Origin of the sequence: Streptomyces sp. RGM 3693 (assembly GCF_050471125.1) — a bacterium.
In the GTDB taxonomy this organism is placed as follows: domain Bacteria; phylum Actinomycetota; class Actinomycetes; order Streptomycetales; family Streptomycetaceae; genus Streptomyces.
Genome location: NZ_JBMPPQ010000001.1, coordinates 676,438 through 691,125 on the forward strand (window position 1 = coordinate 676,438; position 14,688 = coordinate 691,125).

Here is a 14,688-nt window from a genome sequence, read left to right on the forward strand (position 1 = left end):
GGAGAATCCTAGGGGTCTTAACGGCGTGTCATCGAGTCATTGCGCGTTTGAAGTGGAGAATGACCCCTCATTTGAGTGGCTACCCCTCAGACGGCTTGCCACTCGAACGAGTTGTACCGGCCCCCGCAGCAGCCTTCGCCGCCCCACCCTTGCCCTCCCCGCCCTGCGCAGGAACCTCAAACGACTCCAACGCCTCCAGCACGTCCTGAACACGGGAAATCTCGGTGTTGATGTCCTTCCGGCGGCGCGTCAGCACCTCCAACTCGTGCTTGCCCTCCGCCACGACCCGGGCGGCCTCCTCCTCCGCCTCCACCCGCATCTTCTCCGCGTCCCGCACCGCCGCGGCCTTCTTGCTCTCGGCCTCCTTGATCAGACCCTCGGCCTTCTTCACCGCGGCGATCCGCACCTTGCTCGCCTCACTGTTGGCATCCGCCAACAACTTCTCGGCCTTCTCCTCGGCCTCCACCTGCTGCGCGGTGGCCTGCGCGATCAGCTTGTCCACCCGCTCACCGGCGTTCTTCATCGCCTCCGACGACTCCCGCCGAGCCCGCTCGTGCAACTCCTCGACCTCGGACTCGACCCGGACCCGCAACTCCTCGGACCGATCCCTTATCGCCGTCGCATCCCGCCGCGCCTCACCGAGCAACGTGTCGGCATCCGTACGCGCCTTCTCCACCCGCACATTGCCCTCGGTGGTGGCCTCCCGAACGATCCGCTCGGCCTCCTTGCGCGCCGCCCCGACCATCAAGTCAGCCTGCTCCTCCGCAGCGGTCGCCGTCTTCAGCGCCTCCTCCTGCGCCTTGGCGATCAACTGATCGGCCTGCTCGGCCGCATCGACACGACGCTTGGCGGCACCCTTCCGCGCCTCGTCCACCACCCGATCGGACTCCTCCTGCGCCTCCGCACGAGCCCGCTCGGCAGCCGCCTCGGCCTCCTCCAAGACCTTCGCGGCCTCCGCACGCGTCCGATTCGCATGCTCCTGCCCGGCAGTGACGGTCTCCGCCGCCTCCGCACGCAACCGATCCGCCTCCGCAGTGGCCGTCGCGACCATCCGGTCCGCCTGCTCACGGGCATCGGCCCGAGCCCGGTCCGCCTCCCGCTCCGCCTCCGCGGACCGCTCCGCCGCCTCCGACCGCAGCCGCTCCGCCTCGCCGGCCGCCTCCGCCACCAACTCATCAGCCTGCGCCGCGGCATCCGCCCGCGTCTTGTTGGCCGCCGTACGCGCCTCGTCGGCGGTCCGCCCGGCATCCGTACGCGCACCCTCCAACACCTCAGCCGCCTCGGCCCGCAACCGCTCGGCCGCCTCCGTGGCCTCCGCCACCAACCGCTGCGCCCGCTGCTCACCCTCCGCACGCAACCGCTCGGCGGCCTCCTGACCCTCCCGGACCGCACGATCCGCATCATCCTGCGCCGACGACGTCAGCTCAGCCGCCTCGGTGACGATCCGCTCGGCCTCCGCACGCGCCTCACCGAGCAGCCGCTCCGTCTGCTCCGCCGCCTCCGACCGCATCCGATTCGCATCGTTGCGCGCCTCGGCCCGCGCCCGCGCCGCATCCTGCTCCGCCGACGCCAACGCATCCGACGCATCAGTACGCAGCTGCTGCGCCTTCGCCAGGGCGTCCGCAACCGACTTCTCGGCCTTCGCCGTCGCCTCCGCGACCAACCCCTCCGCCTCGGCGGTGGCCTCGGAAACCAACCGATCGGCCTGCTCCGCAGCCTCCGACCGCACACCATCGGCGTCCCGACGCGCCCCGTCCAGGACCTCCGCCGCCTCGGCCCGCAACCCCTCGGCCTGCGCGGACGCCTCCGCGCCCAACTCCTCCGCCTGCGCAGTGGCTTCGGAAACCAGCCGGTCCGCCTGCTCCGCCGCCTCCGACCGGGCGGCATGCGCATCCCGACGCGCCTCGTCGAGCACCCCGGCCGCCTCCGACCGCAGCCGCTCGCCCTCCTCGATCGCCTCCGCAACCGTCCGCTCGGCAAGCGACGCGGCCGCCTCCGTCGCCTCCTGAGCCTCCCGCCGCACCCGCGCCGCATCCTCCGACGCGCGCTCACGCTCCGCGTAGGCATCCGCGCGGACCCGGTCCGCCTCCTCCTGCGCCTCCGACTTCGTACGCCCCGCAGCGTGCTCCGCCGCCGAACGCAACCCGGCGATCTCCTCATTGGCCTGCTCATGCAGACCCGCCACCGCATCCCGCACCTGCTGCGCGGTCTGCTCGGCCGCCGCCACCAACTCCGCAGCCCGCCGGTCCGCCTCCTCGACCAGCCGCTCGGCCTCCGCCTGCGCCTCACCGACCCGCGTACGGGCCGACGCCAGCAACTCCTCGCTCTGCTCCCGCGCCGCGGTCCGCTCCTGATGAGCCTCCTCGCGCGCCTCACCCAGCAGCTGCTCGGCCTCCCGACGCCGCCGCCCGGCCTCCTCCTGCGCCTCGGCGAGCGCCTCCGCCGCCTCCGCACCCGTACGCTCAGCGGCCGCCGCCGCCTCCGCACGCACCCGGTCCGCGGTCTCCTGCGCCTCCGCCTTCAGCCGCTCGGCCTCCGCAGCCGCCTCACTCCGCAGCCGCGCCGCCGCCGCCTCGGCCTCCGACCGCGCCGCCGACGCATCCCCGGTCGCCTCCGACCGCAGCCGCTCGGCCTCCTCCTCGGCCTGCTGCTGAAGCGACCGCCGCCGCTCCGCCGCCTCCGCCTTGAGCCGAGCCGCCTCCTCCTGCGTCTCCCGCCGCAACCGCTCAGCCTCGGAACGCGCCTCCCGCAACGACTCCTCAGCCGCCGCCAGCTTCTCCTCGGCCTCACCACGCAGCCGGTCCAACTCCGACTGCGCCTCGGCCCGCCGCTCCTGCGCAGCCTCCTCGGCCTCCGCACGCAGCCGCGCGGCGCTCTTCTCCGCCTCGCCCGTCAACTCCTCAGCAGCCTGCGTGCCCTCCAACAGCAACTGCTCGGCCTCACCACGGGCCCGCTCCAACGCCTCCTCGGCCTGCCGCCGCAGCGCCGCCGCCCGCTCGATCGCCTCCGTCCGAACCCGCTCGCTCTCCGCGACCGCACCCGAACGAGACTCCTCCGCATCCGACTTGGCCTTCGCCAACAGCTCCTCGGCGGTCCCGGCCGCCTCCTCGATCTGCTGAACCGCCTCCCGGCGCGCCTCACCACGGATCCGCTCGCCCTCCGCGACCGCATCCGCCCGCAGCTGCTCCGCCTCACCACGCAGCCGCCGCGCCTCCTCCTGGAGTTCAGCGGTCTTGGCGCGGTACTCCTTGGTGTCGTGCTTCGCCGCACCCTTCAGCTGCTCGGCGGTGTCATGCGCCTCCTCACGCAGCCGATCCGCCTCCGCCTCGGCCTCCCGACGCAGCCGCTCGGCCTCCTCCGCAGCAGCCTTCGTCGTGGCCTTGGCATCCTCCGACGCCTTGGTCACCATCTCCTCGGCAGCCCGCGCCGCCTTCGCCAACTGCGCCGCGGAATCCTCCGCCGCCTTCGACCGCGCCGACTCCTGCGCCTCGGCGAGCAACCGCTCCGACTCCGCCCGCGCATCCGCCCGCAACTGCTCGGCCTCCGCCGTCAGCGCCTCGGACTCCTTGGTCGCCTCGGCCACCAACCGCGCGATCTCCGCCTTGGCCGTACGGGTGCGCTGCTCGTTCTCCGACTCCGCAGCCGACAACCGCTTCCCGGCAGACTGCTGCGCCTCCTCGACCAGCTTCTCCGCCTCGGCCCGCGCCTCCCGCAGCGCCGCATCCGCCTCCTGCACCCGGGCCTCGGCGGTACGCGTCAACTCGGCCGCCTGCCGGCGCGCCTCCTCCGCCTCCGTACCCGCCGTCGACCGCAACTGCTCGGCCTGATCCGTGGCCTCCTGAGCCTGGTTGGACGCCGCGTTCAACAACCGCTCGGCATCCGTACGCGCCCGACGCAGGATGGAATCCGCTTCGGCCCGCGCCTCCTCGGCAGCCGTACCCAAACGCTCCCGCGCCCGATCGGCCAACCGCTGCGCCTCGGCCCGCGCCGCCGCCAACGCCTGCTCGGACTCCGCCCGGGTCTCCTCCATCAGACGACGGGCCTGGGACTCCGTACGGGCCCGCAGCTGCTCGGCCCACGCCACGTTCTCGTTGACGTGCGACTCGACCGTCTGACGACGCTCGTTCAGCTCCTCGTCCAACCGCTGCCGACGACTGACCGCCTCGGCATGCAGCTCGGCCTCCATACGGGCCTGCCGCTCGGCCGACTCCTGCAACAGCCGCTGAGTCTGCGCCCGCGCCTCACGCACCTCACGCTCGGCATCCGAACGCAGCTGATCCGCCTGGATCTGCGCATTGCGCAACAGCTGTTCGGCCTGATGGCTGAGGTTGTCGTAGGCAGGCCGGGACGCGAGGTTGCGTCGCGCCTCGTGGAGCTTGGCACGCAACACCTCGACCTGGTAGCCGAGGTCGTCGGCGTGCTGGACGGCCTTGTCCCGCTCGCTCTTCAGCCGCTCCATCTCGGCTTCGAACTGCGAGAGGTGGTCGGCCTCAGCCCACTGACGCTCCTGGCGCTCGTTGCCCCGCACTGCGCGGTCCCATCCGTCCCCTGGTCATGGCGGCGGCCGGCTCCGGCCCTGCGGCGCGTATCCCGTACCCGTCACGGCGTACCGGACTCGCGCCCCTCGGAGCTGACCCTTCCGAAGAAATGGTGTCAGATCATCGGCAGAGTATGGACCGAGCCCCATTCCCGCACCCCGGCCGAAGCTGCACTCTACCGGCCGGGGAAGGCGAAGGTCAGTGGTCAGTCGCGTCCGGAGGCGCAGCGGTGACGAGTTCGGTCAGCACACCGTGGCAATCCTTGGGGTGCAGGAAGGTGATCCGCGACCCCATCGAACCCCGCCGCGGCTCGTCGTACAACACCCGGACACCCTTGCCCCGAACGGCCTCGGCGTCCCCATCCACGTCCGCCGTACCGAACGCGATGTGGTGCACCCCCTCACCGTTCTTGGCCAGCCACTTGCCCACCGCGGAGTCCTCCCGGATCGACTCCAACAACTGCAGGTACGAGGCACCGCCGTCCGAGGTCTCGTTGATTTTCAGCATCGCCTCGCGGACCCCCTGTTCCTCGTTGACCTCGGTGTGGAACACCTCGAAGCCATACGTGGCACGGTAGAACTCGACGGTCTTGTCGAGGTCGAAACAGGCGATCCCGATGTGGTCAATTCGCGTCAGCATGGCTCCAGTGCACCGCCCGCACGGCTGGTTACGCAACGTGCGCGCGATCACACCCGCTTGCCGGTGACCCGGCGACTACCCCTCAGTACATTGACGGGAACCCTCGTTAACTTCCCGGCAAAGGAAGGCCGCATCGTATGTCTGCAACGAACGGCACCACCTCCGTCATCGTCGCCGGAGCGCGCACCCCCATGGGTCGCCTCCTCGGCTCGCTGCGCAGCTTCACCGGCGCCGACCTGGGCGGAGTGGCCATCAAGGCGGCGCTGGACCGCGCGGGTATCGGCGGCGACCAGGTGCAGTACGTGATCATGGGCCAGGTGCTGCAGGCCGGGGCAGGGCAGATCCCGGCACGCCAGGCCGCGGTCAAGGCCGGCATCCCGATGAACGTCCCCGCGCTCACCGTCAACAAGGTCTGCCTCTCCGGCCTGGACGCCATCGCGCTGGCCGACCAGCTCATCCGCGCCGGCGAGTTCGACGTCATCGTGGCCGGTGGCCAGGAGTCCATGACCAACGCCCCGCACCTGCTGCCGAAGTCCCGCGAGGGCTTCAAGTACGGCGCGGTGGAGATGCTCGACGTGATGGCCCACGACGGCCTCACCGACGCCTTCGAGAACATCGCGATGGGCGAGTCGACCGAGAAGCACAACACCCGCCTGGGCCTCCGCCGGGCCGAACAGGACGAGGTCGCCGCGCGCTCCCACCAGCGCGCCGCCGCCGCCCAGAAGAACGGCCTGTTCGAGGCCGAGATCACCCCGGTGGAGATCCCGCAGCGCAAGGGCGAGCCGGTGATCTTCAGCAAGGACGAGGGCATCCGCGGCGAGACCACCACCGAGACCCTCGGCAAGCTCCGGCCGGCCTTCGCCAAGGACGGCACCATCACCGCCGGCAGCTCCTCCCAGATCTCCGACGGCGCCGCCGCCGTGGTCGTCATGAGCAAGGCCAAGGCCCAGGAACTGGGCCTTGAGTGGATCGCCGAGATCGGCGCGCACGGCAACGTCGCCGGCCCCGACAACTCCCTCCAGTCGCAGCCGTCCAACGCCATCAACCACGCCCTCGCCAAGGACGGCCTCACCGTCGACGATCTCGACCTGATCGAGATCAACGAGGCGTTCGCGGCGGTCGCCGTGCAGTCAATGAAGGACCTCGGCGTTTCCCCGGAAAAGGTGAATGTCAACGGTGGCGCCATCGCCCTGGGCCATCCGATCGGCATGTCCGGCGCCCGTATCGTGCTGCACCTCGCGCTGGAGCTGCGGCGGCGCGGTGGCGGGACCGGCGCGGCCGCACTCTGCGGCGGCGGCGGTCAGGGCGATGCGCTGATCATCCGCGTACCGGGCAAGTAACGGGTCCGCGCGTCACCGGGCGCGTGCCGGTACCGCGCACCGAAGCGGGTACCGGTGCGCGGCGCGGGAGCAGCGCGTACCAGCCAGTGAGTCGAGGTCGAAGGAGCCGAGCGCGATGGTGGACGTCCCCCAACTGGTGGAACAGGCCCGGCAGGGCCGCCCGAGGGCGGTGGCCCGGCTGATCTCCCTCGTCGAGGGAGCGGCGCCGGAACTGCGCGAGGTGATGGCGACGCTGGCGCCGCTCACCGGTGGCGCGTACGTGGTCGGGCTCACCGGGTCGCCCGGCGTCGGCAAGTCCACCACGACGTCCGCGCTGGTCACCGCGTACCGCAAGGCCGGCAAACGGGTCGGCGTGCTCGCCGTCGACCCGTCCTCGCCGTTCTCCGGCGGCGCGTTGCTCGGCGACCGGGTCCGGATGAGTGAGCACGCCTCCGACCCCGGCGTCTACATCCGCTCGATGGCCACCCGCGGCCACCTGGGCGGCCTCGCCTGGGCCGCCCCGCAGGCGATCCGGGTGCTGGACGCCGCCGGCTGCGACGTGATCCTCGTCGAGACCGTCGGCGTCGGCCAGTCCGAGGTCGAGATCGCCTCCCAAGCCGACACCAGCGTGGTGCTGCTGGCCCCCGGCATGGGCGATGGCATCCAGGCCGCCAAAGCCGGAATCCTGGAGATCGGCGACGTCTACGTCGTCAACAAGGCCGACCGGGACGGCGCCGACGCCACCGCCCGCGAGCTGAACCACATGCTGGGCCTGGGGGAGGCCCGGGCACCCGGCGACTGGCGCCCACCGATCGTCAAGACCGTCGCGGCGCGCGGCGAGGGCATCGACGAGGTCGTCGAGGCCCTGGAGAAGCACCGGGCCTGGATGGAGGAGCACGGCGTGCTGGCCCGGCGCCGGCTGGCCCGGGCGGCCCGCGAGGTCGAGACCATCGCCGTCACGGCCCTGCGCTCGCGGATCGGCGACCTGTCCGGCGACCGCCACCTCGATGCCCTGGCCGAGCGCATCGTCGCCGGCGAGACGGACCCCTACCGGGCCGCGGACGAACTGGTGGAGGGGCTGACGAACGGGGGGTAGGCGCCGAACGGGGCACCGAACGGGCGGGTGCGCCGAGTGCGGGTACGCCGAACGCGGGGGAGGGAGGCGCCGGGCCGGCGGTGGCGCGGCCTCCGGCTCGACGCCGGCCCGGTCCGTCCGCGGTCCTGGCTCGGCGGCGGCCCCGGTTCGACGGCCGCCCTGGTCCGTCCGCGGCCCGGTCCGTCCGCGGCTCTGGTTCGGCGGCAGCCCTGGTCTGTCCGCGGGCCCGGTTCGATGTGGCGGTGGGGGCCCAGGTCCGATGTGGAGGGTGCCCTGTGTGCCGCCTGCCTCCTCTTACTCCGGCAACGATTACGGAGCGTGAGGAGTTCCCGCTTCGTTACAGAGTGTAATCGGAGGCCGCGTCGGGCGTCGCGTCGGAGGCTGCGTCGGAGATGACGTCAGGGGTCGTGTCGGGGATCGCGCCAGGGGCCGCGTTAGGGATCGCGTCAGAAGTCGCGTCAGAGGTCGCGCCAGGGGTTGCCTCGGAAGTCGCGTCAGGGGTTGCCGCGGTGTTGTCGCAGGTGTTCTGCGACCGGGGCGAGGGAGGCGTGGAGGGAATCCAGGGACTCCGAGGTGAAGAGGTCGATGAAGTGTCGGCGGACCGAGGCGACGTGGTGCGGGGCGACCCGGCGCATCGTTTCCCAGCCCTCTTCGGTGAGGACGGCGTAGAGGCCGCGACGGTCCGACTCGCAGCTTTCGCGGCGGACCAGGCCCGCGTTCTCCATGCGGGTGATCTGGTGCGAGAGGCGGCTCTTGGACTGCAGCGTGCTGGCGGCCAGGTCGCTCATCCGTAGCCGGTGGTCATCGGCCTCGGAGAGGTTGACCAGGATCTCGTAGTCGTTGTTGGTCAGGCCGAACGGCTGGAGATCGCGCTCCAGTTGGTGCATCAGCAGTCTGCTGACGTCCAGATGGGTGCGCCAGGCACGCTGCTCCTGGTTGGTCAGCCAGGGGGTGTCACTGTCGGTCGTCATGGATGAATTCTACCCGTGAAAGTTGAATAATGAATTAGTCATGGTGTGCGACATCTGCGGAGGTCGGCCGCCCCGGATCGCAGTTGATCAGACGTTCGAGGTCACCGTCCGCAGACTACCGTTCACAGCCCGAAGCGGCGCTGGAGCCCCCCTAGGCCGCCGGGCAGCTGCGGCACTTGTGAGCCACTTTCCGGCGTCGGGACACCGCCGGCCGGGACGCCCTCCTCCGCCGGCAGTGTGCCGGTCGGCCGCTCCGGCATCAGCTGCTCCGAGGACTGCAACAGGACCGTGCCGGCGCCGGTGAACTCGAACTGGTGCTCCTCGCCGGACACCCCGCCGATACCGGTGTGGGCGCGCAGGCCGCCCAGGAATCCCCGCAGGTACTGGTGGTCGTAGTGGTGGCAGGGGGAGGGGCAGTCGGCCCAGCCGACGAGGGCCTGCGGGTCCACCCGGATCGGGGGTTCGACGAAGACCACGGGGCCGTTGGAGGCGGCCACGAACTTGCCCGTGCCGATGAGGGTGAGGAAGCCCGGGATGATCGATTGCTTCAGGGAGAGAGATGGCTGAAAGGCGAGCACGTTGCCGGAGCGAATAGTGAGGTTGCCCTCATCCAGGTCATAGGAATTGATGTCGAAGGACCGGTCGGCCAGCAGCATCTTTCCGCGGCCCTCGGCGACCACCCAGTCCGCGGCGTGCAGTGGCGAATGGAAACTGCCGGCGATGAGGGCGTCGAGACGGCCGTGCCCGATGCCGTGGAAGTCGATCTGCCCGTAGTAGGCGATCATCTTCCCCTTCTGGAGGAACCACTGGCCGTCGAGGTCGACACTGAAGGCGTAGGGATTGACGTTGTCGTCGACGGGGAGGGTGTGGACGTCGTGGACTACGGGACCGGTCACAGCTTCTCCTCCGACGCCTGTACGTAGACGGTGCCCTGGCCGGACAGCTCCAGCTGGAACGCCTCCCCCGAGCCGCGGCCGATCATCTCGCGCCAGCCGATGGCGGTGGACAGGCGGTTGTGGACGTCGCCGCGGTGGGCGACGTAGGCCTGGGGGTCGACGTGGACCGGGCGCTGTGGGGTGATCGGCAGCTCGATGACGCCGCCGTGGGCCATCACCGCGGCCGAGCCGTGCCCCTGGAGGGTGGTGGTGAACAGGCCCTGGCCGGTGACCTGGCCGCGCACCATGCCCATCACCCCGCCCTGCGAGCCCATGAACATCGTGCCCTGGGCGAGCGAGCCGTCGAAGGCCAGGAGGCGGTCGGCCTCCACGTAGAGCGTGTCGCCGGTCAGATCGACGACCTGGACGTGATGGCCGCCGTGACCGAACATGACCGTGGCGGTGGGGGCACCTCCCTGGCCCTTATGGCCTTGGGGGACCTCCACGGTCATCAGGGGCGTCGCCTCGCCGGCGATCCGGCGGCCGATCATGGAGCCGAGGCCGCCCTGACCGCCTTGGATGTTCGGGGTGAAGGCGACCTCGCCGCGGTAGGCGAGCATCGCGCCGCGCTGGCTGAACATCCGCTGCCCGGGGGCGATGGTGGCTTCCACCATGCGGGAGTTGAGGGCGGTGAACGGCATCAGACCTCACCGCCCACGGTGTTGCGCTCGCTGGGCTGCACGTAGACCAGTCCCTCGCCCTCGAAACGGATCTGGAACGCCTCGCCGGAGCCCTCGCCGATCAACGTGCGGAAGTTCACTCCGGACTGGAAGTGCTGCTTCAACTGGCCGGTGTGCGCGATGTACGCGCCCGGGTCGACGTGCAGGGGGTACTGCTTGGTGACCCGCAGCACCACGGCCGGGCCGTCGGAGGTGAGTGCGGCCTGCCCGTGTCCCTCGACGGTGGTGGTGAACAGGCCGTTGCCCTGCGAGGCGCCGCGCAGCCCGGTGAACGTCGTGCCGGTGTGCAGCGCCGCCTCGGTGCACAGCAGGTTGCTGGCCTCCACGAACAGCTTCTCGCCCTGCAACCGGACCAAGTTGATCTCGCTGGCGCGGTCGGCGAAGTAGCAGGTGCCCTGTCCCTTCACCTCCATCACGGTCATCTGCTCACCCGTCAGTCGCCGGGTGACCATGCCGCGCAGTCCCTCGCCGCCGCCGGTCATCTTCTTGAAGGACATCTCGCCGTCGTACGCGACCATCGCACCGTTTTTCGCCTTGACGGCGTCGCCCGCGAGGTCGACGGCGAGCACTTTGCTTCTCTGAAGCCGAAACTGAGCCACGCGTCAGACCGTAGTCGGCGGTGGCCGGCCGGGGCAGGGCTTTTGTCCCGGAGCCGTCCCTGACCTTTCCCTGATCCCGCCCCGAGCCTGTCCCGGTCCCACCCCCGATCCCGTCCCGATGCCGCCCCGAGCCGGTCCTCATCACCCGCCCTCAGCGCCCCACCGCCCGCTCGATCGCCCGGTCCGGGCCGGCCGGCGGCCCCCGGCGCGGTGATCGCCGGGGCGGCTGTAACAATGGGGCGGATGCTTGTGAACTCTTGCACAAGCATCGTGACGCTCCCCCTCCGCCCGAACGAGGTTCCCGTGGACATCAAGACCGCCGCTGCCCTGCACCGACTGCGCCTGGCATCCATCCCGGAGGCGCTCTCCTTCCCGGCGCTGCTGATATTCGGCACGGGTTTCCGGATCTTCCTGGGCTACGACAAGCTCGTCATGCCGCTCGGCCTGCTGCACGGCATCCTGTTCACCATCTTCTTGGTGCTGCTGCTGGACGCCTGGAACCGCACCAAGTGGCCCTTCAAGCGCGTCGCGTTCTTCTTCCTCCTCGCGGTCCTGCCGTTCGGCGGCCTGTACGCGGACAAGGTGCTCAAGCGCGAGGAGGCGGCCGGTGTGATCGCCGCCCGCGCCCGCCGGGAAGGCACGGTGAACGCATGATCGTCGCCTTCTCCGTGAGCCCGCTGGGCGTCGGCGAGGACGTCGGCGAGTACGTCGCCGACGCCGTCCGGGTCGTCCGCGAGTCCGGTCTGCCCAACCGCACCGACGCCATGTTCACCTCCATCGAGGGCGAATGGGACGAGGTCATGGACGTCGTCAAGCGCGCGGTGGCCGCCGTCGAGGCACGCGCCGGGCGGGTCTCGCTGGTCCTGAAGGCCGACATCCGGCCGGGCGTCACCGACGGCCTCACCTCGAAGGTGGCGACCGTCGAGCGTCATCTGGCCCAGGGCGAGCAGGCTTCCTGACCGGTCCGGCCGTCAGCCGGCAGTCGCAGCCGTCAGCCGCCGGCCTGTAGGGCGATGCCCAGCGGTGTCCGCTCGTAGCGCACTTGGTGTCCGTGCCGGCGCGAGGTCAGCAGTCCGGCGTCGCGCAGCACGGACAGGTGCACCGAGACCGACGAGGCGGCCAACCCGAGGCGGTGCGCCAGCGCCGGGCCGCCCGCCGGCTCCTGCCACAGCCCGCCGATGCCACGCGCCGGATAGATCACCGTCGGCTGCCACGGCGGGTCGAAGCCGCTGATCACGTCCGGCCAGACGAAGACGCTCGGCAGCAGCAGCACTCCCCGCCCGTCGAGGTCCTGGAGCTGCGCGAAGTCCGTACGGGTGCGGACGGTCAGCGTGCCGTCGTCCGACCAGGACAGCCGCGGATGCAGATCGGTGAACAGGCGGCGCAGTCCACCGCTGGCCAACTGGTGCGACCGGTAGGCGATTTCCGCCTCCAGCAGCGCCCGCAGCCGGGGCCAGTCGGGCGCCAGCAGGGTCTCCCAGGCCCGTTCGGTGACGTCCGCCAGTTCCCGCACCGCCCGCGCCGGGTCCGCCAGCGCCGCCCGGCCGCGCGGCGACTGGGCCGCTCCGGGCGTACAGGCCAGCGACTTGGCCATCTCGGCCCGGGCCAGCGCCGGATCGGTGGCCCGCAGACCCGCCAGTTCCGCCGCGAAGTCCGCCAGGGGTACGTCCGGCGGCCGGCCCAGGAAATCGGGGGTGTAGCCCGGCCGCGTCGACGGCATGAACAGCCACAGCGGCGACAGGTCCAGCTCCGCCACCCGCTCCCGCATCCGCCGCAGCCACGGCAGGTGGTAGCCGTGCCGGTCGGCGCGCCGCAGGGTTCGCAGCGCCTCGTGGGTCTCGCACAGCGGCGAGATCGCGAACCGGATCCGCAGGAGATCGTCCGCCCCGAAATGCAGCTCCAGCGGCACCGTCGGGCCTCCCCTCCCCAGGATTCGGCTGGTGCCGAAACACTACGGCCCACCAGGCGTGCCCCGGCAGCCTGACGCCATGCCGACGCCTTCCGGGCCCGCACAGCCGGGCCCCGCTCCTGCCTGCCCCTCCGGCCCCGGCCTGGACGGCCGCGACGCCTCGGATGCCCCGGACGGCCGTGACAACGCCGCCGGGCCGTCCGGTGCCGGCTACCGCGCCGTCTTCGCCGTCCCCGAATTCCGCTTCGTCTTCGCCGCCCACCTGCTCTCCTCCCTGGGCGTGGTGGTCTGCGAGCTCGCGCTCTCCGTCCTGGTCTACCGGCTGACCGACTCGCCGCTGCTCAGCGCGCTGACGTTCGCGCTCGGCCTGCTGCCGTACGTCATCGGCGGCACCCTGTTGTCGGCCGTCGCCGACCGCTACCCGGCCCGCCGGGTCCTGGTGCTGTGCGACGCGGTGTGCGCGGCGGCGGCCGCGGCGATGGTGCTGCCCGGGACGCCGGTGGCGGTCCTGCTCGGGTTGCGCTGCCTGATCGCGGCGGTCGCGCCGGTCTTCGCCGGCACCCGGGCCGGGACGCTCGGCGAGATCCTCGGCGAGGGCGAGTTGTTCGTCCTGGGGCGTTCGCTGGTCCGGATCGTCAACCAGGGGGCGCAGTTGGCCGGGTTCGCCGCCGGGGGGCTGCTGTTGGCCGCCGTACCACCGGGCGCGGTGCTCGGCATCACCGCCGGGACGTTCCTCGCCTCGGCGCTGCTGCTGCGGCTGGGGACCGTGGCCCGTCCGGCGCGGAGGCGGGCGGCCGGCGCGCTGCTGGGCGCGTCGTTGGCCGGTACCCGGCGACTGCTGGCCGACCGGCGGATCCGGGCGTTGCTGCTGCTCAGCTGGGTGCCGCCGGCGGTCGTGGTCGTCCCCGAGGCGCTGCTCGTCCCGTACGGGGGTCTGCTGGGGGTCGGGCCGGTCGGGCAGGGGCTGCTGATGTGCGGGATGCCGGTCGGGGCGGTAGTCACCGAAACCCTGGTGGGGACGTTCCTCGGGGCGCGGGTCCGGACGCGACTGACGTTCCCCTTGGGGGTGTTCGCGGTGCTGCCCTCCCTGGGGTTCGCCGCGCGGCCGTCGTGGGGGTGGGCCCTGGTGTTGCTGGTTCTGACCGGCACCGGCATTGCGTACAACTTCGGGGTGGACCGGTGGTTCGTCGCCGCGGTCCCCGAGGAGCTGTTGGGGCAGGCGATGACGGTGATGCAGGCGGGCCGGATGACGATCATGGGGTTGGCGATGGGGCTGGCCGGAGTGGCCGCCGAGTACGCGCCGTTGCCGGTGGTGATGCCGGCCGCGGGGGTGGTGGGCGCGGTCGTCGTCCTGGTGGTGATCGCCGAGGTCCGACGCTCGGGGGCGCGGGGCGCGGACGGCGGGCGCGGACCACTTCATGAGACCGAAAGTTGAGACAGGGCTGACCAGCATATGACCGCCGGGTAGGGTCGGAAGCGTGCCGAAGCCGCTCAGCCTTGCCTTTGACCCGATCGCGCGCGCCGACGAACTCTGGGAGCAGCGATGGGGCTCCGTGCCCTCCATGGCCGCGATCACCTCGATCATGCGGGCCCAGCAGATCCTGCTGTCCGAGGTGGATGCGGTGGTCAAACCGTACGGACTGACCTTCGCGCGCTATGAGGCGCTGGTGCTGCTGACCTTCTCCAAGGCGGGTGAGCTGCCGATGTCGAAGATCGGCGAGCGCCTGATGGTGCACCCCACCTCGGTGACCAACACCGTTGACCGGCTGGTGAAGTCGGGGCTGGTCGCCAAGCGGCCCAACCCGAACGACGGCCGGGGCACCCTGGCGTCCATCACCGAGAAGGGGCGCGAGGTGTGCGACGCGGCCACCCGCGACCTGATGGCGATGGACTTCGGGCTCGGGGCCTACGACGCCGAGGAGTGCGCGGAGATCTTCGCGCTGCTGCGCCCGCTGCGGGTGGCGGCGGCGGACTTCAAGGACGACTGAGCGTGTCCATGACG

At 71.4% G+C, this 14,688-nt stretch carries 13 protein-coding genes; 6 read left to right on the plus strand and 7 right to left on the minus strand.

Annotation, left to right across the window (positions count from 1 at the left end):
* Nucleotides 1-79 precede the first annotated feature (79 nt).
* Both scy and mce read right to left on the minus strand, forming a co-directional pair.
* A complete protein-coding gene (gene scy, locus ACO0M4_RS02870; RefSeq protein ID WP_430367947.1) occupies nucleotides 80-4,528 on the minus strand; it encodes a polarized growth protein Scy in 4,449 nt (1,482 codons plus the stop codon).
* A gap of 208 nt (nucleotides 4,529-4,736) precedes the next feature.
* Entirely contained in the window at nucleotides 4,737-5,177 is a 441-nt protein-coding gene (gene mce, locus ACO0M4_RS02875; RefSeq protein ID WP_362296337.1) for a methylmalonyl-CoA epimerase, read from the minus strand.
* A 137-nt stretch (nucleotides 5,178-5,314) separates the two neighbouring features.
* Here mce and ACO0M4_RS02880 point away from each other — a divergent pair, with 137 nt between their 5' ends.
* Together ACO0M4_RS02880 and meaB are read left to right on the plus strand one after the other, a co-directional pair.
* Nucleotides 5,315-6,517: an acetyl-CoA C-acetyltransferase gene (locus ACO0M4_RS02880; RefSeq protein ID WP_430367949.1), complete on the plus strand. Its 1,203-nt coding sequence runs from the start codon at nucleotides 5,315-5,317 to the stop codon at nucleotides 6,515-6,517.
* Between the two features lie 115 nt (nucleotides 6,518-6,632).
* Nucleotides 6,633-7,592, plus strand: coding sequence for a methylmalonyl Co-A mutase-associated GTPase MeaB (gene meaB, locus ACO0M4_RS02885; RefSeq protein ID WP_430367950.1), 960 nt, complete (start codon nucleotides 6,633-6,635; stop codon nucleotides 7,590-7,592).
* Between the two features lie 494 nt (nucleotides 7,593-8,086).
* Here meaB and ACO0M4_RS02890 read toward each other — a convergent pair whose 3' ends face one another.
* The 4 genes from ACO0M4_RS02890 to ACO0M4_RS02905 form a co-directional block, all read right to left on the minus strand.
* Nucleotides 8,087-8,563, minus strand: coding sequence for a MarR family winged helix-turn-helix transcriptional regulator (locus ACO0M4_RS02890; protein ID WP_430367952.1), 477 nt, complete (start codon nucleotides 8,561-8,563; stop codon nucleotides 8,087-8,089).
* Between the two features lie 122 nt (nucleotides 8,564-8,685).
* A complete protein-coding gene (locus ACO0M4_RS02895; RefSeq protein ID WP_430367954.1) occupies nucleotides 8,686-9,459 on the minus strand; it encodes an AIM24 family protein in 774 nt (257 codons plus the stop codon).
* Entirely contained in the window at nucleotides 9,456-10,139 is a 684-nt protein-coding gene (locus ACO0M4_RS02900) for an AIM24 family protein (protein ID WP_430367956.1), read from the minus strand. The genes ACO0M4_RS02895 and ACO0M4_RS02900 overlap by 4 nt, the downstream gene beginning before the upstream one ends.
* Complete coding sequence (locus ACO0M4_RS02905) at nucleotides 10,139-10,777, minus strand: AIM24 family protein (protein ID WP_430367958.1); 639 nt, start codon at nucleotides 10,775-10,777, stop codon at nucleotides 10,139-10,141. Before ACO0M4_RS02905 ends, ACO0M4_RS02900 begins: the two co-directional genes overlap by 1 nt.
* A 303-nt stretch (nucleotides 10,778-11,080) precedes the next feature.
* Between ACO0M4_RS02905 and ACO0M4_RS02910 the strand changes: the two genes are divergently transcribed.
* On the plus strand, nucleotides 11,081-11,431 hold the full coding sequence (locus tag ACO0M4_RS02910; RefSeq protein ID WP_351463550.1) for a DUF3817 domain-containing protein: 351 nt from the start codon (nucleotides 11,081-11,083) through the stop codon (nucleotides 11,429-11,431).
* Nucleotides 11,428-11,736, plus strand: coding sequence for an MTH1187 family thiamine-binding protein (locus tag ACO0M4_RS02915; RefSeq protein ID WP_430367960.1), 309 nt, complete (start codon nucleotides 11,428-11,430; stop codon nucleotides 11,734-11,736). The genes ACO0M4_RS02910 and ACO0M4_RS02915 overlap by 4 nt, the downstream gene beginning before the upstream one ends.
* A 32-nt stretch (nucleotides 11,737-11,768) precedes the next feature.
* Here the strand turns inward: ACO0M4_RS02915 and ACO0M4_RS02920 are convergent, their stop codons facing one another.
* Complete coding sequence (locus ACO0M4_RS02920; RefSeq protein WP_430367962.1) at nucleotides 11,769-12,686, minus strand: DUF5937 family protein; 918 nt, start codon at nucleotides 12,684-12,686, stop codon at nucleotides 11,769-11,771.
* Between the two features lie 79 nt (nucleotides 12,687-12,765).
* On the opposite strand from ACO0M4_RS02920, the gene ACO0M4_RS02925 reads away from it, so the two are divergent.
* Entirely contained in the window at nucleotides 12,766-14,121 is a 1,356-nt protein-coding gene (locus tag ACO0M4_RS02925; RefSeq protein WP_430367964.1) for an MFS transporter, read from the plus strand.
* A 43-nt stretch (nucleotides 14,122-14,164) separates the two neighbouring features.
* The gene (locus ACO0M4_RS02930) at nucleotides 14,165-14,674 is read left to right on the plus strand and encodes a MarR family winged helix-turn-helix transcriptional regulator (RefSeq protein WP_390014894.1); all 510 of its coding nucleotides are present in this window, start codon (nucleotides 14,165-14,167) and stop codon (nucleotides 14,672-14,674) included.
* Nucleotides 14,675-14,688: the final 14 nt, after the last annotated feature.

Bases quoted from the DNA above. Each gene is read 5' to 3' on its own strand.
- mce (WP_362296337.1), bottom strand. From the start codon at position 5,177: ATGCTGACGCGAATTGACCACATCGGGATCGCCTGTTTCGACCTCGAC.
- ACO0M4_RS02880 (WP_430367949.1), top strand. From the start codon at position 5,315: ATGTCTGCAACGAACGGCACCACCTCCGTCATCGTCGCCGGAGCGCGC.
- meaB (WP_430367950.1), top strand. From the start codon at position 6,633: ATGGTGGACGTCCCCCAACTGGTGGAACAGGCCCGGCAGGGCCGCCCG.
- ACO0M4_RS02890 (WP_430367952.1), bottom strand. From the start codon at position 8,563: ATGACGACCGACAGTGACACCCCCTGGCTGACCAACCAGGAGCAGCGT.
- ACO0M4_RS02900 (WP_430367956.1), bottom strand. From the start codon at position 10,139: ATGCCGTTCACCGCCCTCAACTCCCGCATGGTGGAAGCCACCATCGCC.
- ACO0M4_RS02915 (WP_430367960.1), top strand. From the start codon at position 11,428: ATGATCGTCGCCTTCTCCGTGAGCCCGCTGGGCGTCGGCGAGGACGTC.
- ACO0M4_RS02925 (WP_430367964.1), top strand. From the start codon at position 12,766: ATGCCGACGCCTTCCGGGCCCGCACAGCCGGGCCCCGCTCCTGCCTGC.